Annotated in this window: 15 protein-coding genes; 12 read left to right on the forward strand and 3 right to left on the reverse strand. The window is 67.3% G+C overall.

What is annotated here, in order from left to right; genetic code table 11:
* The first annotated feature begins 56 nt into the window (after positions 1 to 56).
* From lpdA to CHC02_RS04965, 5 genes are all read left to right on the forward strand, one after another.
* Positions 57 to 1493, forward strand: a complete 1437-nt coding sequence (gene lpdA / locus CHC02_RS04945) for a dihydrolipoyl dehydrogenase (RefSeq protein WP_043266726.1) — start codon at positions 57 to 59, stop codon at positions 1491 to 1493.
* Positions 1494 to 1655: 162 nt separating this feature from the next.
* Complete coding sequence (sucC, locus tag CHC02_RS04950; protein ID WP_074982642.1) at positions 1656 to 2822, forward strand: ADP-forming succinate--CoA ligase subunit beta; 1167 nt, start codon at positions 1656 to 1658, stop codon at positions 2820 to 2822.
* A complete protein-coding gene (gene sucD, locus CHC02_RS04955) occupies positions 2822 to 3703 on the forward strand; it encodes a succinate--CoA ligase subunit alpha (RefSeq protein WP_074982640.1) in 882 nt (293 codons plus the stop codon). Before sucC ends, sucD begins: the two co-directional genes overlap by 1 nt.
* A 440-nt stretch (positions 3704 to 4143) precedes the next feature.
* A complete protein-coding gene (gene brnQ / locus CHC02_RS04960) occupies positions 4144 to 5451 on the forward strand; it encodes a branched-chain amino acid transport system II carrier protein (protein ID WP_089390394.1) in 1308 nt (435 codons plus the stop codon).
* 440 nt (positions 5452 to 5891) lie between these two features.
* Positions 5892 to 6638, forward strand: a complete 747-nt coding sequence (locus tag CHC02_RS04965) for a DUF599 domain-containing protein (RefSeq protein ID WP_089390395.1) — start codon at positions 5892 to 5894, stop codon at positions 6636 to 6638.
* Between the two features lie 55 nt (positions 6639 to 6693).
* Here CHC02_RS04965 and CHC02_RS04970 read toward each other — a convergent pair whose 3' ends face one another.
* Entirely contained in the window at positions 6694 to 6912 is a 219-nt protein-coding gene (locus tag CHC02_RS04970; RefSeq protein ID WP_089390396.1) for a hypothetical protein, read from the reverse strand.
* 161 nt (positions 6913 to 7073) lie between these two features.
* Between CHC02_RS04970 and CHC02_RS04975 the strand changes: the two genes are divergently transcribed.
* The 5 genes from CHC02_RS04975 to CHC02_RS04995 all read left to right on the forward strand — a co-directional run bounded on the left by CHC02_RS04975 (position 7074) and on the right by CHC02_RS04995 (position 12034).
* Positions 7074 to 7541: a PaaI family thioesterase gene (locus CHC02_RS04975; RefSeq protein WP_089390397.1), complete on the forward strand. Its 468-nt coding sequence runs from the start codon at positions 7074 to 7076 to the stop codon at positions 7539 to 7541.
* Positions 7538 to 7984, forward strand: coding sequence for a PaaI family thioesterase (locus CHC02_RS04980; protein ID WP_089390398.1), 447 nt, complete (start codon positions 7538 to 7540; stop codon positions 7982 to 7984). Before CHC02_RS04975 ends, CHC02_RS04980 begins: the two co-directional genes overlap by 4 nt.
* A gap of 13 nt (positions 7985 to 7997) precedes the next feature.
* Positions 7998 to 9227 (forward strand): MFS transporter, encoded by a 1230-nt coding sequence (locus CHC02_RS04985; RefSeq protein WP_089390399.1) that lies wholly within the window; start codon positions 7998 to 8000, stop codon positions 9225 to 9227.
* A 98-nt stretch (positions 9228 to 9325) separates the two neighbouring features.
* Positions 9326 to 11230: a molecular chaperone HtpG gene (htpG, locus tag CHC02_RS04990; protein ID WP_089390400.1), complete on the forward strand. Its 1905-nt coding sequence runs from the start codon at positions 9326 to 9328 to the stop codon at positions 11228 to 11230.
* 72 nt (positions 11231 to 11302) lie between these two features.
* Positions 11303 to 12034, forward strand: a complete 732-nt coding sequence (locus CHC02_RS04995) for a dienelactone hydrolase family protein (protein WP_089390401.1) — start codon at positions 11303 to 11305, stop codon at positions 12032 to 12034.
* Between the two features lie 262 nt (positions 12035 to 12296).
* Here the strand turns inward: CHC02_RS04995 and CHC02_RS05000 are convergent, their stop codons facing one another.
* Both CHC02_RS05000 and CHC02_RS05005 read right to left on the reverse strand, forming a co-directional pair.
* Positions 12297 to 13544, reverse strand: coding sequence for a sugar MFS transporter (locus tag CHC02_RS05000; RefSeq protein ID WP_089390402.1), 1248 nt, complete (start codon positions 13542 to 13544; stop codon positions 12297 to 12299).
* Between the two features lie 41 nt (positions 13545 to 13585).
* The gene (locus CHC02_RS05005) at positions 13586 to 14452 is read right to left on the reverse strand and encodes a pirin family protein (protein ID WP_089390403.1); all 867 of its coding nucleotides are present in this window, start codon (positions 14450 to 14452) and stop codon (positions 13586 to 13588) included.
* A gap of 459 nt (positions 14453 to 14911) precedes the next feature.
* Between CHC02_RS05005 and CHC02_RS05010 the strand changes: the two genes are divergently transcribed.
* On the forward strand, positions 14912 to 16885 hold the full coding sequence (locus tag CHC02_RS05010; RefSeq protein ID WP_089390404.1) for a DUF1302 domain-containing protein: 1974 nt from the start codon (positions 14912 to 14914) through the stop codon (positions 16883 to 16885).
* 23 nt (positions 16886 to 16908) lie between these two features.
* Positions 16909 to 18279, forward strand: coding sequence for a DUF1329 domain-containing protein (locus CHC02_RS05015; RefSeq protein ID WP_089390405.1), 1371 nt, complete (start codon positions 16909 to 16911; stop codon positions 18277 to 18279).
* Positions 18280 to 18289 lie beyond the last annotated feature (10 nt).

The raw sequence follows: 18289 nt of genomic DNA on the forward strand, positions 1-18289 counted from the left end.
TACTACACGACGGCCCCGCAAGGGGCCGTCCGCTTCACCGGAATAAGGATTGAGATATGAGCCAGAAATTCGACGTGGTTGTGATTGGTGCCGGCCCCGGCGGCTACGTGGCTGCCATCCGTGCCGCCCAGCTCGGCCTGAAGACCGCCTGCATCGAGAAGTACATCGGCAAGGAGGGCAAGGTCGCCCTCGGCGGTACCTGCCTGAACGTAGGCTGCATTCCGTCCAAGGCGCTGCTGGACAGCTCCTACAAGTACCACGAGGCCAAGGAGGCCTTCGCGGTCCACGGTATCGAAGCCAAGGGCGTCACCATCGACGTACCGGCCATGGTCGCGCGCAAGGCCAACATCGTTAAGAACCTGACCGGCGGCATCGCCACCCTGTTCAAGGCCAACGGCGTCACCTCCTTCGAAGGCCACGGCAAGGTGCTGGCCAACAAGCAGGTCGAAATCACCGGCCTGGACGGCAAGGTGCAGGTCCTGGAAGCCGAGAACATCATCATCGCCTCCGGCTCCAAGCCGGTCGAGATCCCGCCGGCCCCGCTGACCGACGACATCATCGTCGACTCCACCGGCGCCCTGGAATTCCAGGCCGTGCCGAAGAAGCTGGGCGTGATCGGCGCCGGCGTCATCGGCCTGGAGCTGGGTTCGGTCTGGGCCCGCCTGGGTGCCGAAGTCACCGTCCTGGAAGCCCTGGACAAGTTCCTCCCGGCCGCCGACGAGCAGATCGCCAAGGAAGCCCTGAAGGTCCTGACCAAGCAAGGCCTGAACATCCGCCTGGGCGCCCGCGTCACCGGCACCGAGGTGAAGAAGAAGCAGGTCACCGTGACCTTCACCGACGCCAACGGCGAGCAGAAGGAAACCTTCGACAAGCTGATCGTGGCCGTGGGCCGTCGCCCGGTGACCACCGACCTGCTGGCCGCCGACAGCGGCGTGACCCTGGACGAGCGTGGCTTCATCTTCGTCGACGACCACTGCAAGACCAGCGTTCCGGGCGTGTTCGCCATCGGTGACGTGGTCCGCGGCGCCATGCTGGCGCACAAGGCCTCGGAAGAGGGCGTGATGGTCGCCGAGCGCATTGCAGGCCACAAGGCCCAGATGAACTACGACCTGATCCCGTCGGTCATCTACACCCATCCGGAAATCGCCTGGGTCGGCAAGACCGAGCAGCAGCTCAAGGGCGAAGGCGTCGAAGTCAACGTCGGCACCTTCCCGTTCGCCGCCAGCGGCCGCGCCATGGCTGCCAACGACACCACCGGCCTGGTCAAGGTCATCGCCGATGCCAAGACCGACCGCGTGCTGGGCGTCCACGTGATCGGCCCGAGCGCCGCCGAGCTGGTCCAGCAGGGCGCGATCGCCATGGAATTCGGCACCAGCGCCGAAGACCTGGGCATGATGGTCTTCTCCCACCCGACTCTGTCCGAGGCGCTGCATGAAGCGGCCCTGGCGGTGAATGGCCACGCCATCCACATCGCCAACCGCAAGAAGCGCTGAGGCGGTAGGACCACGGCGGGGCAGGGCGGCAGTCATTCGCGAGGGGCTGCCACGACCATCCCGCCGGACTCCCGCCCGCAAGGGCGGGAGTCACAGGTGGTGCGGCGCCACGAGCGCTGCGCCGAATGCGCAATACCCAAGACGAAAAAACGGTAGACAAGCATGAATCTCCACGAGTATCAGGGTAAGCAGCTGTTCGCTGAGTACGGCCTGCCCGTATCCAAGGGCTATGCCGTCGACACACCCGAAGAGGCCGCAGAAGCCTGTGAGAAAATCGGTGGCACCGAGTGGGTCGTCAAGGCCCAGGTGCACGCCGGTGGCCGCGGCAAAGCGGGCGGTGTGAAGCTGGTCAAGAGCAAGGAGGACGCCAAGGCGTTCGCCGCCAACTGGCTGGGCAAGCGTCTGGTGACCTACCAGACTGACGCCAATGGCCAGCCGGTCAGCAAGATCCTGGTGGAATCCTGCACCGACATCGACAAGGAGCTGTACCTCGGCGCCGTCGTCGACCGTTCCAGCCGCCGTATCGTCTTCATGGCCTCCACCGAAGGTGGCGTGGACATCGAGAAGGTCGCCCACGACACTCCCGAGAAGATCCTCAAGGCCACCATCGACCCGCTGGTCGGCGCCCAGCCGTTCCAGGGCCGCGAGCTGGCCTTCCAGCTGGGCCTGAAGGGTGACCAGATCAAGCAGTTCACCCACATCTTCGTCGGCCTGGCCAAGCTGTTCCAGGACTACGACCTGGCGCTGCTGGAAGTGAACCCGCTGGTGATCAAGAAAGACGGCAACCTGCACTGCCTGGACGCCAAGATCAACATCGACTCCAACGCCCTGTACCGTCAGCCCAAGCTGCGCGCCATGCACGACCCGTCCCAGGACGACGCCCGTGAAGCCCATGCGCAGAAGTGGGAACTGAACTACGTCGCGCTGGAAGGCAACATCGGCTGCATGGTCAACGGCGCCGGCCTGGCCATGGGCACCATGGACATCGTCAACCTGCACGGCGGCAAGCCGGCCAACTTCCTCGACGTTGGCGGCGGCGCGACCAAGGAACGCGTGACCGAAGCGTTCAAGATCATCCTCTCCGACAGCAACGTCGCTGCCGTCCTGGTGAACATCTTCGGCGGCATCGTCCGCTGCGACATGATCGCCGAAGGCATCATCGGCGCCGTGAAAGAAGTCGGCGTGAAAATCCCGGTTGTCGTTCGTCTGGAAGGCAACAACGCCGATCTCGGCGCCAAGGTCCTGGCCGAAAGCGGTCTGAACATCATCGCGGCGACCAGCCTGACCGACGCTGCCCAGCAAGTCGTCAAGGCCGCGGAGGGTAAGTAATGAGCGTCCTGATCAATAAAGACACCAAAGTCATCTGCCAGGGCTTCACCGGCTCGCAGGGTACCTTCCACTCCGAACAAGCCATCGCCTACGGCACCAAGATGGTTGGCGGCGTGACCCCCGGCAAGGGCGGCACCACCCACCTGGGCCTGCCGGTGTTCAACACCGTCAAGGAAGCCGTGGAAGCCACCGGTGCCGACGCATCGGTCATCTACGTTCCGGCTCCGTTCTGCAAGGACTCGATCCTGGAAGCGGCCTTCGGCGGCATCAAGCTGATCGTCTGCATCACCGAAGGCATCCCGACCATCGACATGCTGGAAGCCAAGGTCAAGTGCGACGAGCTGGGCGTACGCCTGATCGGCCCGAACTGCCCGGGCGTGATCACCCCCGGCGAGTGCAAGATCGGCATCATGCCCGGCCACATCCACCTGCCGGGCAAGGTGGGCATCGTGTCGCGTTCCGGCACCCTGACCTACGAAGCCGTGAAGCAGACCACCGACGCCGGCTTCGGCCAGTCCACCTGCGTGGGCATCGGCGGCGACCCGATCCCGGGCTCCAACTTCATCGACATCCTGAAGCTGTTCCAGGAAGACCCGAAGACCGAAGCCATCGTCATGATCGGCGAGATCGGCGGTTCGGCTGAAGAAGAAGCCGCTGCCTACATCAAGGCCAACGTGACCAAGCCGGTGGTGTCCTACATCGCTGGCGTCACCGCTCCGCCCGGCAAGCGCATGGGCCACGCCGGCGCCATCATCTCCGGCGGCAAGGGCACTGCGGACGAGAAGTTCGCCGCCCTGCAGGACGCCGGCGTGAAGACCGTGCGTTCCCTGGCCGACATCGGCAAGGCCCTGGCCGAGCTGACCGGCTGGGCGACCAAGTAAGCGTTTCGCTTACCTGAGCGTCCGCGAGAGGCCACCTTCGGGTGGCCTCTTGCATTGCCGCCTCGTCGCAAGAAGTGTCGTTCATGCGACACGCCCTTTCATCCCGCGGACGAGCTGACGTATGTCAGTGCAGTTCATCGGGATAGATCGTTAGGCTAGCAACTATCTCCAGCGTTGCGTTCCCCACAAGGGAAGGCGCGCTGACCGCCAACTCCTACCCGGAGCGGCGGTGATTCCTGACCGTCAAGGATGGCGGGACAACCAGAATGCAGGAGCAACCGGGCCACGAGCTCATGGAAAACCTCTGCTATCGGACTACCAAGAACAATCTCCCGTACAGGTATGAACGCAGGCATCCCCGATGCGGCTGCGCCGTGCCCGTTCGGCCGTTGTGCCCTGGCAGGCCACGAAACCGTTTCAGCACTGTGGTATTCCCCTGAATGAACGTCTTGAAAGGCCAGGACATCCTGGCGCTCGGCTTTATGACCTTCGCCCTGTTCGTCGGGGCCGGCAACATCATCTTCCCGCCCATCGTCGGCCTGCACTCGGGCCCGCACGTATGGATGGCGGCCCTCGGCTTCCTGATCACCGCGGTCGGCCTGCCGGTCATCACCGTGGTCGCCCTGGCCAAGGTCGGTGGCGCCATGGACACCCTCAGCCACCCCATCGGGCGCGTCGCCGGCGGCCTGCTGGCGGCGGTCTGCTACCTCTCCGTGGGCCCGCTGTTCGCCACCCCGCGTACCGCCACCGTGTCCTTCGAAGTGGGCCTGGCGCCGCTCACCGGTGACGGTTCGCTGCCGCTGTTCCTCTACAGCCTGGCGTACTTCCTGGTGGTCCTGGTGATCTCGCTGTACCCGGGCAAGCTGCTGGACACCGTGGGCCGTTTCCTCGCCCCGCTGAAGATCATCGCCCTGGCGGCGCTGGGCATCGCCGCCTTCATGCTGCCGGCCGGCACCATCGGCCAGGCCGAGCCGAGCTACGAGCACGCGGCCTTCTCCCAGGGCTTCATCAACGGCTACCTGACCATGGACACCCTGGGCGCCCTGGTCTTCGGCATCGTCATCGTCAACGCCATCCGCTCCCGCGGCGTGCAGTCGCCACGCCTGATCACCCGCTATGCGGTGATCGCCGGGCTGATCGCCGGGGTAGGGCTGGCGCTGGTGTACATCAGCCTGTTCCGCCTGGGCTCGGGCAGCCACGACATCGCCGCCGGCGCCACCAATGGCGCGGCCGTGCTGCACGCCTACGTGCAACACACCTTCGGTTCCCTGGGCAGCGGCTTCCTCGCCGTGCTCATCGCCCTGGCCTGCCTGGTCACCGCGGTGGGCCTGACCTGCGCCTGCGCCGAGTACTTCTGCCGCATCCTGCCGCTGTCCTACCGCAGCCTGGTGGTGATCCTGGCCGGCTTCTCGCTGCTGGTGTCCAACCTCGGCCTGACCAAGCTGATCCAGTTCTCGGTGCCGGTGCTGACCGCCATCTACCCGCCGTGCATCGTGCTGGTGGCGCTGAGCTTCTGCGCCGGCCTGTGGAAGTCGCAGACGCGCATAGTCGCGCCGGTGATGGTGGTATCGCTGGCCTTCGGCATGGTCGATGCGCTCAAGGGCGCCGGCTTCGCCCTGCCCCAGTGGCTGGCCCACCTGCCGCTGTCCGAGCAGGGCCTGGCCTGGCTGATCCCCTCGGTGGCCATGCTCGCCGTGATGGTGGTGGTCGACCGCCTGCTGGGCGAGCCCAGCGAAGCCGTGGCCTGACCGGGTCCGCGCAACGAGTAAGGCCGCCCACGAGGCGGCCTTTTTCGTTATCCGCCAATGGTCCCGGACACCGGTGTTCCGGCTGGCGGCGGATAACCGCGAACGGTTATTCGCCTTACGGTTGGGCACGGTCGTAGGAGCGGGCCCTGCCCGCGATTTCGCGCGCAGGGCGCGCTCCTACAGGTTGAAACCGAACTTCGCATTCATGCCGGACAGCCCCCTCTCCCGCTTGCGGGAGAGGGTTGGGGAGAGGGGAAGGCGTCAATCCAAAGCACGGCGCCGCCGGTGAACGCCATTCGCGGACAAGGTCTCTTGCAATAGGACGGGAGCAGACGCGATCACGTGTCTTCCCGCAAATATCCGGCGTCTATCTGCCGCGTTCTCCCGCCATTACCCCATCAACAGGCCGGGCCCGCCGACAGGGCCCGCCAAGGAAGACCATGACCGACGTCGTCGACCTCTTCGATATCCAGTACCTGTGGAACCTGCTGGCCATGCTCTGGTTCACCCTCTGCTGGGTCGGCTATGCCCGCTACGCCAGCCACAGGGCCCGCGACACCGCATGCCTGGCCAGCGTGCTGCACCTGTACCGCAAGGACTGGATGCGCCGCCTGCTGCTGCGCGACAACCGCGTGGCCGACGCCAGCGTGATCGGCAACCTGGAGCGCAACGCCTCGTTCTTCGCCTCCAGCACCCTGATCATCCTGGCCGGCATCCTCACCCTGCTGGGGTCGGCCGAGCGCACCGTGTCGGTGCTGGCCGACCTGCCTTTCGTGGCCTCGCCGACCCGTGGGCTGTCGGAGCTGAAGCTGCTGTGCCTGGCGGTGGTGTTCGTGTATGCCTTCTTCACCTTCAGCTGGTGCATGCGCCAGTACAACTTCGCCGCCGTGCTGGTGGGCTCGGCGCCGATGATCGGCGAGCGCCACGTCGGCGAGCAGGAGCGCAACGCCTTCGCCGAGCGCGCCGCGCGGGTGGTGTCCATGGCCGCGCACCAGTTCAACCAGGGCCTGCGTTCCTACTACTTCGGCCTGGCCATGCTGGCCTGGTTCATCAACCCCTGGATCTTCATGCTGGTTACCGCCGGCGTGGTCGGGGTGCTGTACCAGCGCGAGTTCCACTCCGACGTGCTCAAGGTGATGGTGTTCACCCCCACGCCCCAGGTGGAGCCGGCGAAGGAGCCGGAGTGAAGAAACGACAAAGCCCGCGAATGCGGGCCTTGTGCGTTGTACGGGGAGCGGGCTGTTACTTCTGCTCCTCGTTGGACGGTGCCGGCGCGGTGTCCGGAGCCGGGGTGGTCGGCGCCGGAGCGGCTTCGTTGGCCGGTGGCGTGGTCGGCGCCGGGGTCGCCGGCTGCTCGGTGCTCGGCGTGGCCGGCGGTGCCTTGGGCTCTTCTTTCTTGTCGCAACCGGCCAAGGTCAGGCCTGCAACCAGCATCAGAGCGAAGGGAAGGGTTTTTTTCATCGTGGAGCCTCCATGTGCGGCGTTCCTGGTGTTAGCCCTTTGAGCTGAGGCCCGCCTCAGAAGTTCAATGCAAGTTTGCGCCGGCGCTACGATTATTCACTGCGCAGCCCATTGGCGGCGGAGTATCATGCGCCATCGAGCATCCCGGGGCCCCGATCCGCATGAGTGAAATGTCCATTCTAGAGCGCGCGCAACGCTTCCTCGCCGTCCTGCGCCATTGCCAGGTGCTGGGTATCGCGGCCCACGCCGCGGACGAAAAAGGCCTGACCCTGCGCCTGCCTTATAGCGAAGCGATCGTTGGCAACCCGGAAACCGGCGTCATCCATGGCGGCGCCATCACCACCCTGATGGACACCACCTGCGGCATCTCGACGCTCTGCGTGCTGCCGCAGTTCGAGATCTGCCCGACCCTCGACCTGCGCATCGACTACATGCACCCGGCCGAGCCGCACAAGGACATTTTCGGGTTCGCCGAGTGCTACCGCGTCACGCCCACCGTCATCTTCACCCGCGGCATCGCCTACCAGGACGACCCGCAGGAGCCCATCGCCCACGTGGTCGGCACCTTCATGCGCCTGGGCAAGGGCGCCGTCGGCGGCCCGGCGGGCGGCAAGGGGGAGGGCGCATGAGCACCCCGAACATCGAGAGCCTGCTGCGCCAGATGCACCAGGACAACGACTTCAGCCCGCTGCTGGAGATGATCCCCTACGCCCGGCTGATCGGCATCCGCTGCCTGCGCCTGGGCGAGGAGGTGATCTTCCACCTGCCGGCCAGCCGCGACAACATCGGCAACCCGACCCTGCCGGCGCTGCACGGCGGGGTGATCGCCGGCTTCATGGAACACGCAGCCATGCTGCACCTGCTGATGCTCATGGGCGTGCCGCACCTGCCGAAGATCATCGACTTCTCCGTCGACTACCTGCGCGCCGGGCACTTCCGCGACACCTACGCCCAGTGCCAGGTGTGGCGCCAGGGCCGGCGCGTGGCCAACGTCGCCATCACCGCCTGGCAGACCAGCCGCGCCGAGCCGATCGCCACCGCGCGGGCGCATTTCAAGGTCGACGGCGCCTGAGGCCCGGGGCGCGATGGACACGCTGCTGATCCTCGGCGGGCTGCTGCTGGCGCTGGCCGGCTACGCCTGGCTGGTCATGCTGGCATTCGAGCGCGGCCCGCTGTGGGGCCTGGCCTGCCTGCTGCCGCCCCTGGCGCCGGTGTTCCTGGCGCGGCACTGGGGCTTCGCGCGCAAGGCGCTGTTCCTCGGCGCCCTGGGCTGCATCCCCCTGGTCGTCGGCCTGGCCATGCTCGCCAGCCACGACAGCGCGCGGCTGGAAGCCATCCTCAGCCTGCAATGGCTGCGCAGCGGGCCCGTGGCGGCGCCGGAGCTGGACATCGCCCTGCGCGGCGAACTCGATGGCCAGGCCTTCGCGCCGCAGCAGGCGGAGCTGATCGACGGCGTGCTTAGCCTGCGCGAAGGCCAGGACTTCTATGCCCACCGCGAAGTGCGCATCCGCCTGCCGGCCCAGCCGCGGGGCGCGCTGCGCCTGGACGTGCTGCCGGACGACCGTGGGCCGCGGCCCGTGGTGGAGGTCAGCTGGCTGGCGCCGGGCGCCGACCTGCCCGAGGCCGTGCGCCTGGGCAGCGGCTACAGCTTGCATCTGGACCTGCGGCCCGAGGCGCCCAACCGCCTGCGCGGCGACTTCCACCTGGTGCTGCCGACGGAGTACCGCACCACCCTCAGCGGCCGCATCGAGCTGTACACCGACCGCCTGCGCTACCGCGACGGCCAGGTGGACACCCGTTTCGACTCCGCCGACACCCTGGCCTACGTCCTGCGCGACTACCTGCAGCGGCGCTTCCCGGGCCGCCAGCTGGAACTGCCCGAGACGCGCCTGGAGCCCCTGGGCCCGATCCTGCAGGTGCCGCTGGACTTCAGCCTGGACGGCGAGCCCCAGCACCTGGACCTGGAGCTCGGGCGCAGCGCCAGCCGCGGCTGGACGGTGCGCGGCGACCGCTACCCGAAGCTGGCGCCGCGCGCCGAGGCCAGCGTTCCGGCGGCCGAACCCCAGCCCGCCGCGCCCCAGCCCGGCAACGCGGCGCGGCCGCTGAGCCTGGAGCGCCTGCAGGCCGAGCCGCAGCGCTACGTCAACCGCGGCATGCGCGTGACCACCGAGCGTGGGCGCGTGGCCGAAGGCGTGTTCACCGGCCTCGACCCGAACGGCCGGGTGGTCATCCGCCACCTGCTCACCGGCGCCGGCCAGGCCAGCTACAGCCTGCGGCCCGCGGAGATCAGCGCCATCGAGTTGCTGCCGCAGTGACGCCCGTCGCGGCAACCCCTTGAAAAGCATCAGGAAGCCCCCATCTCGCTGACATCCGCCGCCCGCTGCGGCTTTTGTCATCCTCGGAGCGAGAACCTATGAGCGTGGAGACGCAGAAAGAGACCCTGGGCTTTCAGACCGAAGTGAAGCAACTGCTTCACCTGATGATCCATTCCCTGTATTCGAACAAGGAAATCTTCCTCCGCGAGCTGATTTCCAACGCCTCCGACGCGGCCGACAAGCTGCGCTTCGAGGCCCTGGCCAAGCCGGAACTGCTCGAAGGCGGCGCCGAACTGAAGATCCGCGTCAGCTTCGACAAGGACGCCAGGACCGTCACCCTCGAAGACAACGGCATCGGCATGAGCCGCGAGGAAGTGATCGCGCACCTGGGCACCATCGCCAAGTCCGGTACCGCCGACTTCCTGAAGAACCTCTCGGGCGACCAGAAGAAGGACTCGCACCTGATTGGCCAGTTCGGCGTGGGCTTCTACAGCGCCTTCATCGTCGCCGACAAGGTCGACGTCTTCACCCGCCGCGCCGGTGCTTCCGCCAGCGAAGGCGTGCACTGGTCGTCGAAGGGCGAGGGCGAGTTCGAAGTCGCCACCCTCGACAAGCCCGAGCGCGGCACCCGCATCGTCCTGCACCTGAAGGACGGCGAAGAGGAGTTCGCCGACGGCTGGCGCCTGCGCAACATCATCAAGAAGTATTCCGACCACATCGCCCTGCCCATCGAGCTGCCGAAGGAATTCCACGGCGAAGAGAAGGACAAGCCGGCCGAGCCGGAATGGGAAGTGGTCAACCGCGCCAGCGCCCTCTGGACCCGTCCGCGCACCGAGATCAAGGACGAGGAATACCAGGAGTTCTACAAGCACACCGCCCACGACTTCGAGAACCCGCTGACCTGGAGCCACAACAAGGTCGAAGGCAAGCTGGAGTACACCTCGCTGCTCTACGTGCCCGGCCGCGCGCCCTTCGACCTGTACCACCGCGAGGCCCCGCGCGGGCTGAAGCTGTATGTGCAGCGCGTGTTCATCATGGACCAGGCCGAGCAGTTCCTGCCGCTGTACCTGCGCTTCATCAAGGGCGTGGTCGACTCCAACGACCTGTCGCTGAACGTCTCCCGCGAGATCCTCCAGTCCGGCCCGGTGATCGACTCCATGAAGTCGGCGCTGACCAAGCGCGTGCTGGACATGCTGGAGAAGCTGGCGAGCAGCGACGCCGAGGCCTACAAGGGCTTCTGGAAGAACTTCGGCCAGGTCCTCAAGGAAGGCCCGGCGGAAGACTTCGCCAACAAGGAGAAGATCGCCGGCCTCTTGCGCTTCGCCTCCACCAGCGACGAGTCCGGCGAGCAGAGCGTGTCCCTGGCCGACTACCTCGGCCGCATGAAGGAAGGCCAGGACAAGATCTACTACCTCACCGGCGAGAGCTACGCCCAGGTGAAGAACAGCCCGCACCTGGAAGTCTTCCGCAAGAAGGGCATCGAGGTGCTGCTGCTCACCGACCGCATCGACGAGTGGCTGATGAGCTACCTGCCGAGCTTCGACGGCAAGGACTTCGTCGACGTCGCCCGCGGCGACCTGGACCTGGGCAAGCTGGACTCCGAAGAGGACAAGAAGGCCCAGGAGGAAGTGGCCAAGGCCAAAGAGGGCCTGGTGGAGCGCCTGAAGGCCGCCCTCGGCGAGGAAGTCGCCGAAGTGCGCGTGTCGCACCGCCTGACCGACTCGCCGGCGATCCTCGCCATCGGCGAGGCCGACCTCGGCCTGCAGATGCGCCAGATCCTCGAGGCCAGCGGGCAGAAGGTGCCGGAGTCGAAGCCGATCTTCGAATTCAACCCGGCCCACCCGCTGATCGAGAAGCTGGATGCGGAGCCGGACGAGGACCGCTTCGGCGAGCTGGCGCACATCCTCTTCGACCAGGCCGCCCTGGCCGCCGGCGACAGCCTCAAGGACCCGGCCGCCTACGTGCGCCGGCTGAACAAGCTGCTGGTGGAACTTTCCGCCTGAGCCGGTAACCTCACACAAAGCCCGCCTTCGCGGGCTTTGTGCTTTTCCTACTCCCACTGAAGGAAGTCACCCATGAGTCAGATCAGCGTCCAACCCGTCGCTTACGAAGTCGACGGTGTGTCCTTCGAAGGTCAGCTCGTCTTCGACGCCTCCAGCACCGTGCAGCGCCCCGGCCTGCTGATGGCGCCCAATTGGCTGGGTGTCAGCCAGGGCGCGCTGGACATCGCCCGCCAGGTCGCCGGCCACGGCTACGTGGTGCTGGTGGCCGACCTCTACGGCAAGGACGTGCGCCCCGACGGCCCGGAGCAGGCCGGCGCCGCCATGATGCCGCTGAAGAACGACCGCGCCGCCCTGCGCCGCCGCATGCAGGCGGCCTTCAAGGCGCTGCAGGCCCAGGCCGGCAAGGCACCGCTCGACAGCGCCAGGCTGGCCGCCTTCGGCTTCTGCTTCGGCGGCTGCTGCGCCCTGGACCTGGCCCGCGACGGCGCGCCGCTGGCCGCGGCGGTGTCCTTCCACGGCACCCTGGATTCGCCCAACCCGGCGGATGCGAAGAACATCAAGGGCTCGGTGCTGGTCCTCGACGGCGCCATCGACCCGCTGGTGCCGCGCGAGCAACTGGCCGACTTCGCCAGGGAAATGAACGACGCCGGCGTGGACTGGGCCCTGACCAGCTACGGCGGCGCGGCGCACTCCTTCACCGACCCGCAGGCGCAGATCCCGGGCAAGATGCAGTACGACGCCAAGGTGGCCCGCCGGGCATTCCAGGCGATGTACGACCTGCTGGACGAGAAGTTCGGCGAATAAGCGCTGGTATAGTTGGTAGGGCGCATAACGCCTACGGCGTTATCCGCCAAATCGCGGACAGAGTCCGCTCCAACGCGGGCCGAGCCATGCCATTCCCCTGTAGGAGCGCGCCCTGCGCGCGAATCGCGGGCAGGGCCCGCTCCTACAATTTGCCGTGAAGCATGGGCTCCCCGTAGGACTCCGTCCGCGATTGGACTCACCGGCCACGCCGGACGCCCAGGTGGCGCGGCCAACGGCGGATAACCACGCACGATCATCCGCCCTACGGTTGCGCCAACCGCGTCGCCCTGGCCTCGTCCGCCCGGTAGCCACGGGCGCCGAACCAGCAGATGTACAGGTAGCACACCAGCGGAATGGCGAAGGAATTGAGCAGGCCGATGTGGTCGGCGAAGAAGCCTTGCACCAGCGGCACCAGGGCGCCGCCGACGATGGCCATGCACAGCAGGCCCGAGCCCTTGCTGGTCAGGTTGCCCAGGCCTTCCAGGGCCAGGGAGAAGATGGTCGGGAACATGATCGAGTTGAACAGGCCGATGAGGATCAGCGCCCACATCGCCACGTGGCCGCCCACACCGATGGCCACCGCCAGCAGCACGGCGTTGGTCACCGCGTTGAAGGCCAGGATGCGGTTGGGGCGGATGCTGCGCATCAGCACGCTGCCGATGAAGCGGCCGACCATGGCGCCGCCCCAGTACAGCGAGAGGAACTTGCTGGCCTGCTCGCCGGGCAGGCCGGCGATGTCCGGCTGGCCCATCAGGCTGACCAGGTAGCTGCCGATGGCCACCTCGGCGCCGACGTAGGCGAAGATGCCGACCACCCCGAATATCAGATGCCGGTGGGCGAGCAGCGAGTGCCTGCCGGCGGCCGCGCCGTCGCTGGGCTCGTCGTGGGTGATTTGCGGCAGGCGGAACAGGCCGATCAGCACGGCGATGGCGAACAGCAGGGCGGCCAGCACCAGGTAGGGCGTCTTCACCGAGTCGGCCTCGGCGGCGGCGCTGCCCAGCCCGCTGGCGGCGCCGGCGCCGATGGCGAGGATGGTCACCGAGCCCACCAGCGGGCCGACGGTGGTGCCCAGGGAGTTGAAGGCCTGGGTCATGTTCAGCCGGCTGGCGGCCGACTGCGGGCTGCCGAGCACGGTGACGTAGGGGTTGGCCGCCACCTGCAGCAGGGTGATGCCCGAGGCCAGGATGAACAACGCGGCGAGGAACGCCGGGTAGGACTGCGCGCCAGCTGCCGGCAGGAACAGCAGGCATCCGACTCCAGCGGTGACCAGGCCGAGGATGATCCCGCGCTTGTAGCCCAGGCGCTCGACCAGGCGGCCGGCCGGGAAGGACATGACGAAGTAGGCGGTGAAGAAGCTGAACTGCACCAGCGACGCCTGCACGTAGTTGAGGGTGAACACCGCCTTCAGGTGCGGCACCAGCACGTCGTTCAGCGAGGTGATCAGGCCCCACATGAAGAAGAGCACGGTGAGCACCGTGAGTGCGCTGGCGTGACGATTCTGCTCTGGCATGGCAGCTCCAGGTCGTGGAGGGAAAGGGGGAGGGCCGCGGCTCAGCGCGGCAGCTCGATGCGCTCGCTTTCGCCGGGCACCTTCGGCCAGTCGCCGGCGGCCCAGCGCCGGCGGGCGTCGTCGATCAGCGCCGGGTCGCTGGCGACGAAGTTCCAGTTCATCCGCCGCGGGCCGTCCAGCGGCGCGCCACCGATCAGCACCGCGCGGCAGTCGGCGCAGGCGCTCAGCACCGGGCTTTCGCCCTCGGGCAGGACCAGCAGCTGGCGCAGCGGCACGGGCTCGTCGTCCAGCAGGGCCTCGCCCTCCAGCAGGTAGAGCGCCCGTTGCGGATGTTCGGGCGGCAGCGTCAGGGTGCTGCCGGCGACCATCCCGATGTCGGCGTACAGCGTCGGCGACAGCACCGGCACCGGCGAAGCCAGGCAGAAGCCGCTGCCGGCGATCAGGCGGATGCGCACGCCCAGGTTCTCGCTCTGCGGCAGGCTGGCCACGGGGTGGTGGCTGTAGCTCGGCTCGCGGCCTTCCTCGGCCTGCGGCAGGGCCAGCCAGAGCTGCAGCCCGTGCAGGCGCGAACCGCGCTCGCGCAAGGCCTGCGGGGTGCGTTCGACGTGGGCGACGCCGCGCCCGGCGGTCATCCAGCTGACGTCACCGGGTAGCACCAGCTGGTCCGAGCCCAGGCTGTCCTTGTGCTGCACCTGGCCTTCGAACAGGTAGGTGAGGGTGGACAGGCCGATGTGCGGGTGCTGGTTGATGTTCATGCCCTGGCCCGGCGCGAAGTCGGTGGCCAGCATGTGGTCGAAGAACACGAAGGGGCCGATGCTGCGGAACTGCGCGGAGGGCAGGGCACGCAGGATGGGCATGCCCTCGACCTCGTCGGCGTGGGGGCGGATGGCGAAGGGGGCGGCGGTCATGGCGAGGCTTCCGGTGGGCTATGGCCATAGGATAGCCGCTCGCCGCCGCACCGCTGCGCCTGGGCGCGGGCCGGTGCCGCCCGGTACCTTCGGTCGCCGACGGCCTGCCGTGGTCGTCCCGATGGTCAGATTTGTGAGTCGCAGTGGCGCGACCTGTCATTGCGGGCCTTCGTTGCCTGAAGTCCAATCCGTCTGGATCGCGCTTTCGTGCGATGGCCGGCGGCATGGGCGTTCATGCTTTCGGGTTGGCAAGTTGGGAAACAGTTTGTTACCTTGCTTGCACGATAGTGCCAAAATCCGCGTGCAGGGGATTCGCCAGAGGAGCCAGCGGGCGCCGGCAAGCGCCACTGTGGAGCTGTACTGCTGGGCCACTGGCCAGCAGCCGAGAAACGAATAAGAACAGCGCCGGACGCAATGCCCGGGGCGATAAATCTTGGCCGTCATGGAGGTAATGCTTCGATGAACCGTCGTACGTGCATCGAAAGGGGTTGGGGCTGCCAGGCGTTCTGGGCGCCCAGGCGAGCCGGCGCGCTCATGGGGTTGCTGCCGTTGCTGGTGGCGGGCAGTGCCCAGGCCGTCGAATTCAGCTTCGCCGACAACCAGCTCACCGGCTCGCTGGACAGTACCCTGTCGTATGGCGCCATGTGGCGTGTGCAGGGCCGCGGGACCGAGAACATAGACGACATCAACACCGACGACGGCAACCGCAACTTCGACAAGGGCCTGGTCTCCCAGGTGTTCAAGATCACCTCGGACCTCTCGGCCAAGTACCAGAACTACGGCCTGTTCATGCGTGGCACCGCCTACTACGACACGCAGATCATGGACAAGCGCAACGACTACCTGAGCACCACCGATGGCGTCGAGCGCCCCAGCCAGTCCTACCCCGACGACGACCGCTTCACCCAGGACACCCGCCATATAGCCGGGCGCAAGGCCGAGCTGCTCGACGCCTACCTCTCGGGCGACTGGGACGTCGCCGAGCACCCGGTCACCGGCCGTGTCGGCCGCCAGGTGCTGAACTGGGGCGAGAGCACCTTCTACCGCGGCGGCATCAACACCATCAACCCGGTGGACGCCTCGCGCTTCCACCTGCCGGGCTCGGAGCTCAAGGAAGTGCTGGTGCCGGTGGAGGCGCTGAGCTTCAACCTCGGGTTGACCGACAACCTGTCGATGGAAAGCTACTACCAGTGGAAGTGGAAGGAGACGCGCCTGGACCCGGTGGGCACCTACTTCGCCGACACCGACCTGTTCGCCGACGGCGGCGACATCGCCTACACCACCGAGGACAGCCCGGCGTTCAAGCAGCTGCTGGCCGGCTACCCGCTGGTGGCCGGGCTCGGCCTGCTCGGCAACGGCCCGGCCGGCCCGAACGCCTACCTGAACCCCAACACCGGCACCTTCAAGGTGGCCAGCGTCGGCAAGGACCTCGACGCCCGCGACAGCGGCGAATACGGCGTGGCCTTCCGCTACATCGCCGAGCAGCTCAACTCCACCGAGTTCGGCCTGTACTTCGTCAACTACCACGCCAAGGAACCCCAGGTGGCGGTGGACCTGCGCAGCTACCAGGGCGCCGACATCGCCGCCCTCAATGGCGTGCTCGGCCCGCTGGGCCTGGGCGAGGCGGTGCCCGGCCTGGCCACCCTGGACCTGGCCAGCAACGCCCAGGCGCGGCGCGACTACGTCGAAGACATCCGCATGTACGGCTTCAGCTTCAACACCACCCTGGGCGACGCCTCGGTGGCCGGCGAGCTGGCCTACCGGCCGAACATGCCGATCAGCATCTCGGCCACCAACGACCTGCTCGGCGACCTGCTGACCCAGGGCGTGCTCGGCCTGACCAACCTCTACGACGCCAACATCCCGGCCGACCAGGCCTGCGCGGCGGTGTCCGGCAAGCAACTGTGCCGCGGCTCGCTGTTCCAGAACTACGAGCGCGCCGAGACCTACAACGCCTCGCTGACCGGCATCTACAACTTCGGCCCGCACATGACCTTCGACTCGGTGGTGGGCGTGGCCGAGGTCGCCGGCGAGTTCATCCGCGGCAGCAGCCTGGAATACACCGCCTGGGACGGCAGCAAGCGCAAATTCGTCGGCGCCCAGGACAAGTCCTACGTCGGCGGCTCCGACGACGGCGACCAGATCAGCCGCGACAGCTACGGCTATACCCTGCTGCTCAGCGGTACCTGGAACGACGTGTTCGCCGGCGTGAAGCTCAGCCCCTACGTGGTCTACCAGGACGACTTCAAGGGCAACTCGGACCGCACCGGCAACTTCATCGAAGGGCGCAAGGCCTACACCCTGGGCGCCGACGCCACCTACCTGAACAGCTTCCAGGTGGGCATGCAGTACACCAACTACTACGGCGCCGGGGTGAACAACTCCATGCGTGACCGCGACAACGTCTCGGTCAGCGCCAAGTACTCGTTCTGATCAGCCAGGTGATGGAGACTCGCATGATCGCCAAGAAACCCATGATCGCGCTGCTGGCCCTGGCGGCCCTGGCGGCGACCGATGCCCGCGCGGCGGTGAGCGCCGACCAGGCCGCGCAGCTCAAGAGCAGCCTGACCCCCCTGGGCGCCGAGAAGGCCGGCAACGCCGCCGGCACCATCCCCGCCTGGAGCGGCGGCCTGACCCAGGCCCCGGCAGGCTACAAGGGCCCGGGCAGCCACCACGTCGACCCCTTCGCCGGTGACAAGCCGCAGTTCACCATCACCAAGGCCAACCTGGAGCAGTACAAGGCACACCTGACCCCCGGCCAGGTCGCCCTGTTCAACACCTACCCGGACAGCTTCCAGATGCCGGTGTACCAGACCCGCCGCAGCGGCGCGGCGCCGCAGTGGGTGTACGACAACACCTTCCGCAACGCCACCAGCGGCAAGCTGGTGGAAGGCGGCAACGGCTTCGCCGACGCCTACGGCGGGGTGCCGTTCCCGATCCCGCAGAGCGGCCTGGAGGCGCTGTGGAACCACATCGCCCGCTACCGCGGCAGCTACATCGAGCGGCGCTCGGCGCAGACCGGCGTGCAGCGCAACGGCGCCTACTCGCTGGTCACCAGCCAGGATGCCGCGCTGTTCCGCTTCTACGACCCCAAGGGCAGCTTCGACCAGTTGGGCAACACCCTGTTCTACTACATGACCTTCACCACCGCCCCGGCGCGCCTGGTGGGCGAGGGCGCGCTGGTGCAGGAGACCCTCGACCAGGTCAGGGAACCGCGCCAGGCCTGGGGCTACAGCCCCGGCCAACGCCGCGTGCGGCGCGCGCCGACGCTGGCCTACGACACCCCGATCGAGGACTCCGACGGCCTGCGCACCGCCGACGACACCGACATGTACAACGGCGCGCCGGACCGCTACGACTGGACCCTCGTGGGCAAGAAGGAGATCTACATCCCCTACAACAACTATCGGGTCACCAGCCCCGAGGTGAAATACAAGGACCTGCTCACCCCCGGCCACATCAACCCGAAATACACCCGCTACGAACTGCACCGGGTGTGGGTGGTGGAAGGCAAGCTCAAGCCCGGCGCGCGGCACATCTACAGCAAGCGCACCCTGTACCTCGACGAGGACAGCTGGGGCGCGGCGGTGGTCGACCAGTACGACGGCCGCGGCGAGCTGTGGCGCGTCTCCATGGCCTACCTGAAGAACTTCTACGAGCAGCCCATGGTCTGGACCGCCCTGGACACCTTCCACGACCTGCAGTCGCGGCGCTACAGCGTGCAGTGGCTGGACAACGAGGAGCCCGGCACCGCCGACTTCAGCAAGCCGGCCCCGGACGTGGCCGAGTTCAGCCCGGCGGCGCTGCGGAGGAAGGCCTCGCGCTAGGGCGCGCTTT

Source organism: Pseudomonas delhiensis, from assembly GCF_900187975.1.
GTDB lineage: Bacteria > Pseudomonadota > Gammaproteobacteria > Pseudomonadales > Pseudomonadaceae > Pseudomonas > Pseudomonas delhiensis.

Coding starts and splice junctions, on each gene's coding strand:
- sucC (WP_074982642.1), top strand. CDS start 1,656: ATGAATCTCCACGAGTATCAGGGTAAGCAGCTGTTCGCTGAGTACGGC.
- lpdA (WP_043266726.1), top strand. CDS start 57: ATGAGCCAGAAATTCGACGTGGTTGTGATTGGTGCCGGCCCCGGCGGC.
- CHC02_RS04985 (WP_089390399.1), top strand. CDS start 7,998: ATGGACACGCTGCTGATCCTCGGCGGGCTGCTGCTGGCGCTGGCCGGC.
- brnQ (WP_089390394.1), top strand. CDS start 4,144: ATGAACGTCTTGAAAGGCCAGGACATCCTGGCGCTCGGCTTTATGACC.
- CHC02_RS04980 (WP_089390398.1), top strand. CDS start 7,538: ATGAGCACCCCGAACATCGAGAGCCTGCTGCGCCAGATGCACCAGGAC.
- CHC02_RS05000 (WP_089390402.1), bottom strand. CDS start 13,544: ATGCCAGAGCAGAATCGTCACGCCAGCGCACTCACGGTGCTCACCGTG.
- sucD (WP_074982640.1), top strand. CDS start 2,822: ATGAGCGTCCTGATCAATAAAGACACCAAAGTCATCTGCCAGGGCTTC.
- CHC02_RS04995 (WP_089390401.1), top strand. CDS start 11,303: ATGAGTCAGATCAGCGTCCAACCCGTCGCTTACGAAGTCGACGGTGTG.
- CHC02_RS05015 (WP_089390405.1), top strand. CDS start 16,909: ATGATCGCCAAGAAACCCATGATCGCGCTGCTGGCCCTGGCGGCCCTG.
- CHC02_RS04970 (WP_089390396.1), bottom strand. CDS start 6,912: ATGAAAAAAACCCTTCCCTTCGCTCTGATGCTGGTTGCAGGCCTGACC.
- CHC02_RS04975 (WP_089390397.1), top strand. CDS start 7,074: ATGAGTGAAATGTCCATTCTAGAGCGCGCGCAACGCTTCCTCGCCGTC.
- CHC02_RS05005 (WP_089390403.1), bottom strand. CDS start 14,452: ATGACCGCCGCCCCCTTCGCCATCCGCCCCCACGCCGACGAGGTCGAG.
- CHC02_RS05010 (WP_089390404.1), top strand. CDS start 14,912: ATGAACCGTCGTACGTGCATCGAAAGGGGTTGGGGCTGCCAGGCGTTC.
- CHC02_RS04965 (WP_089390395.1), top strand. CDS start 5,892: ATGACCGACGTCGTCGACCTCTTCGATATCCAGTACCTGTGGAACCTG.
- htpG (WP_089390400.1), top strand. CDS start 9,326: ATGAGCGTGGAGACGCAGAAAGAGACCCTGGGCTTTCAGACCGAAGTG.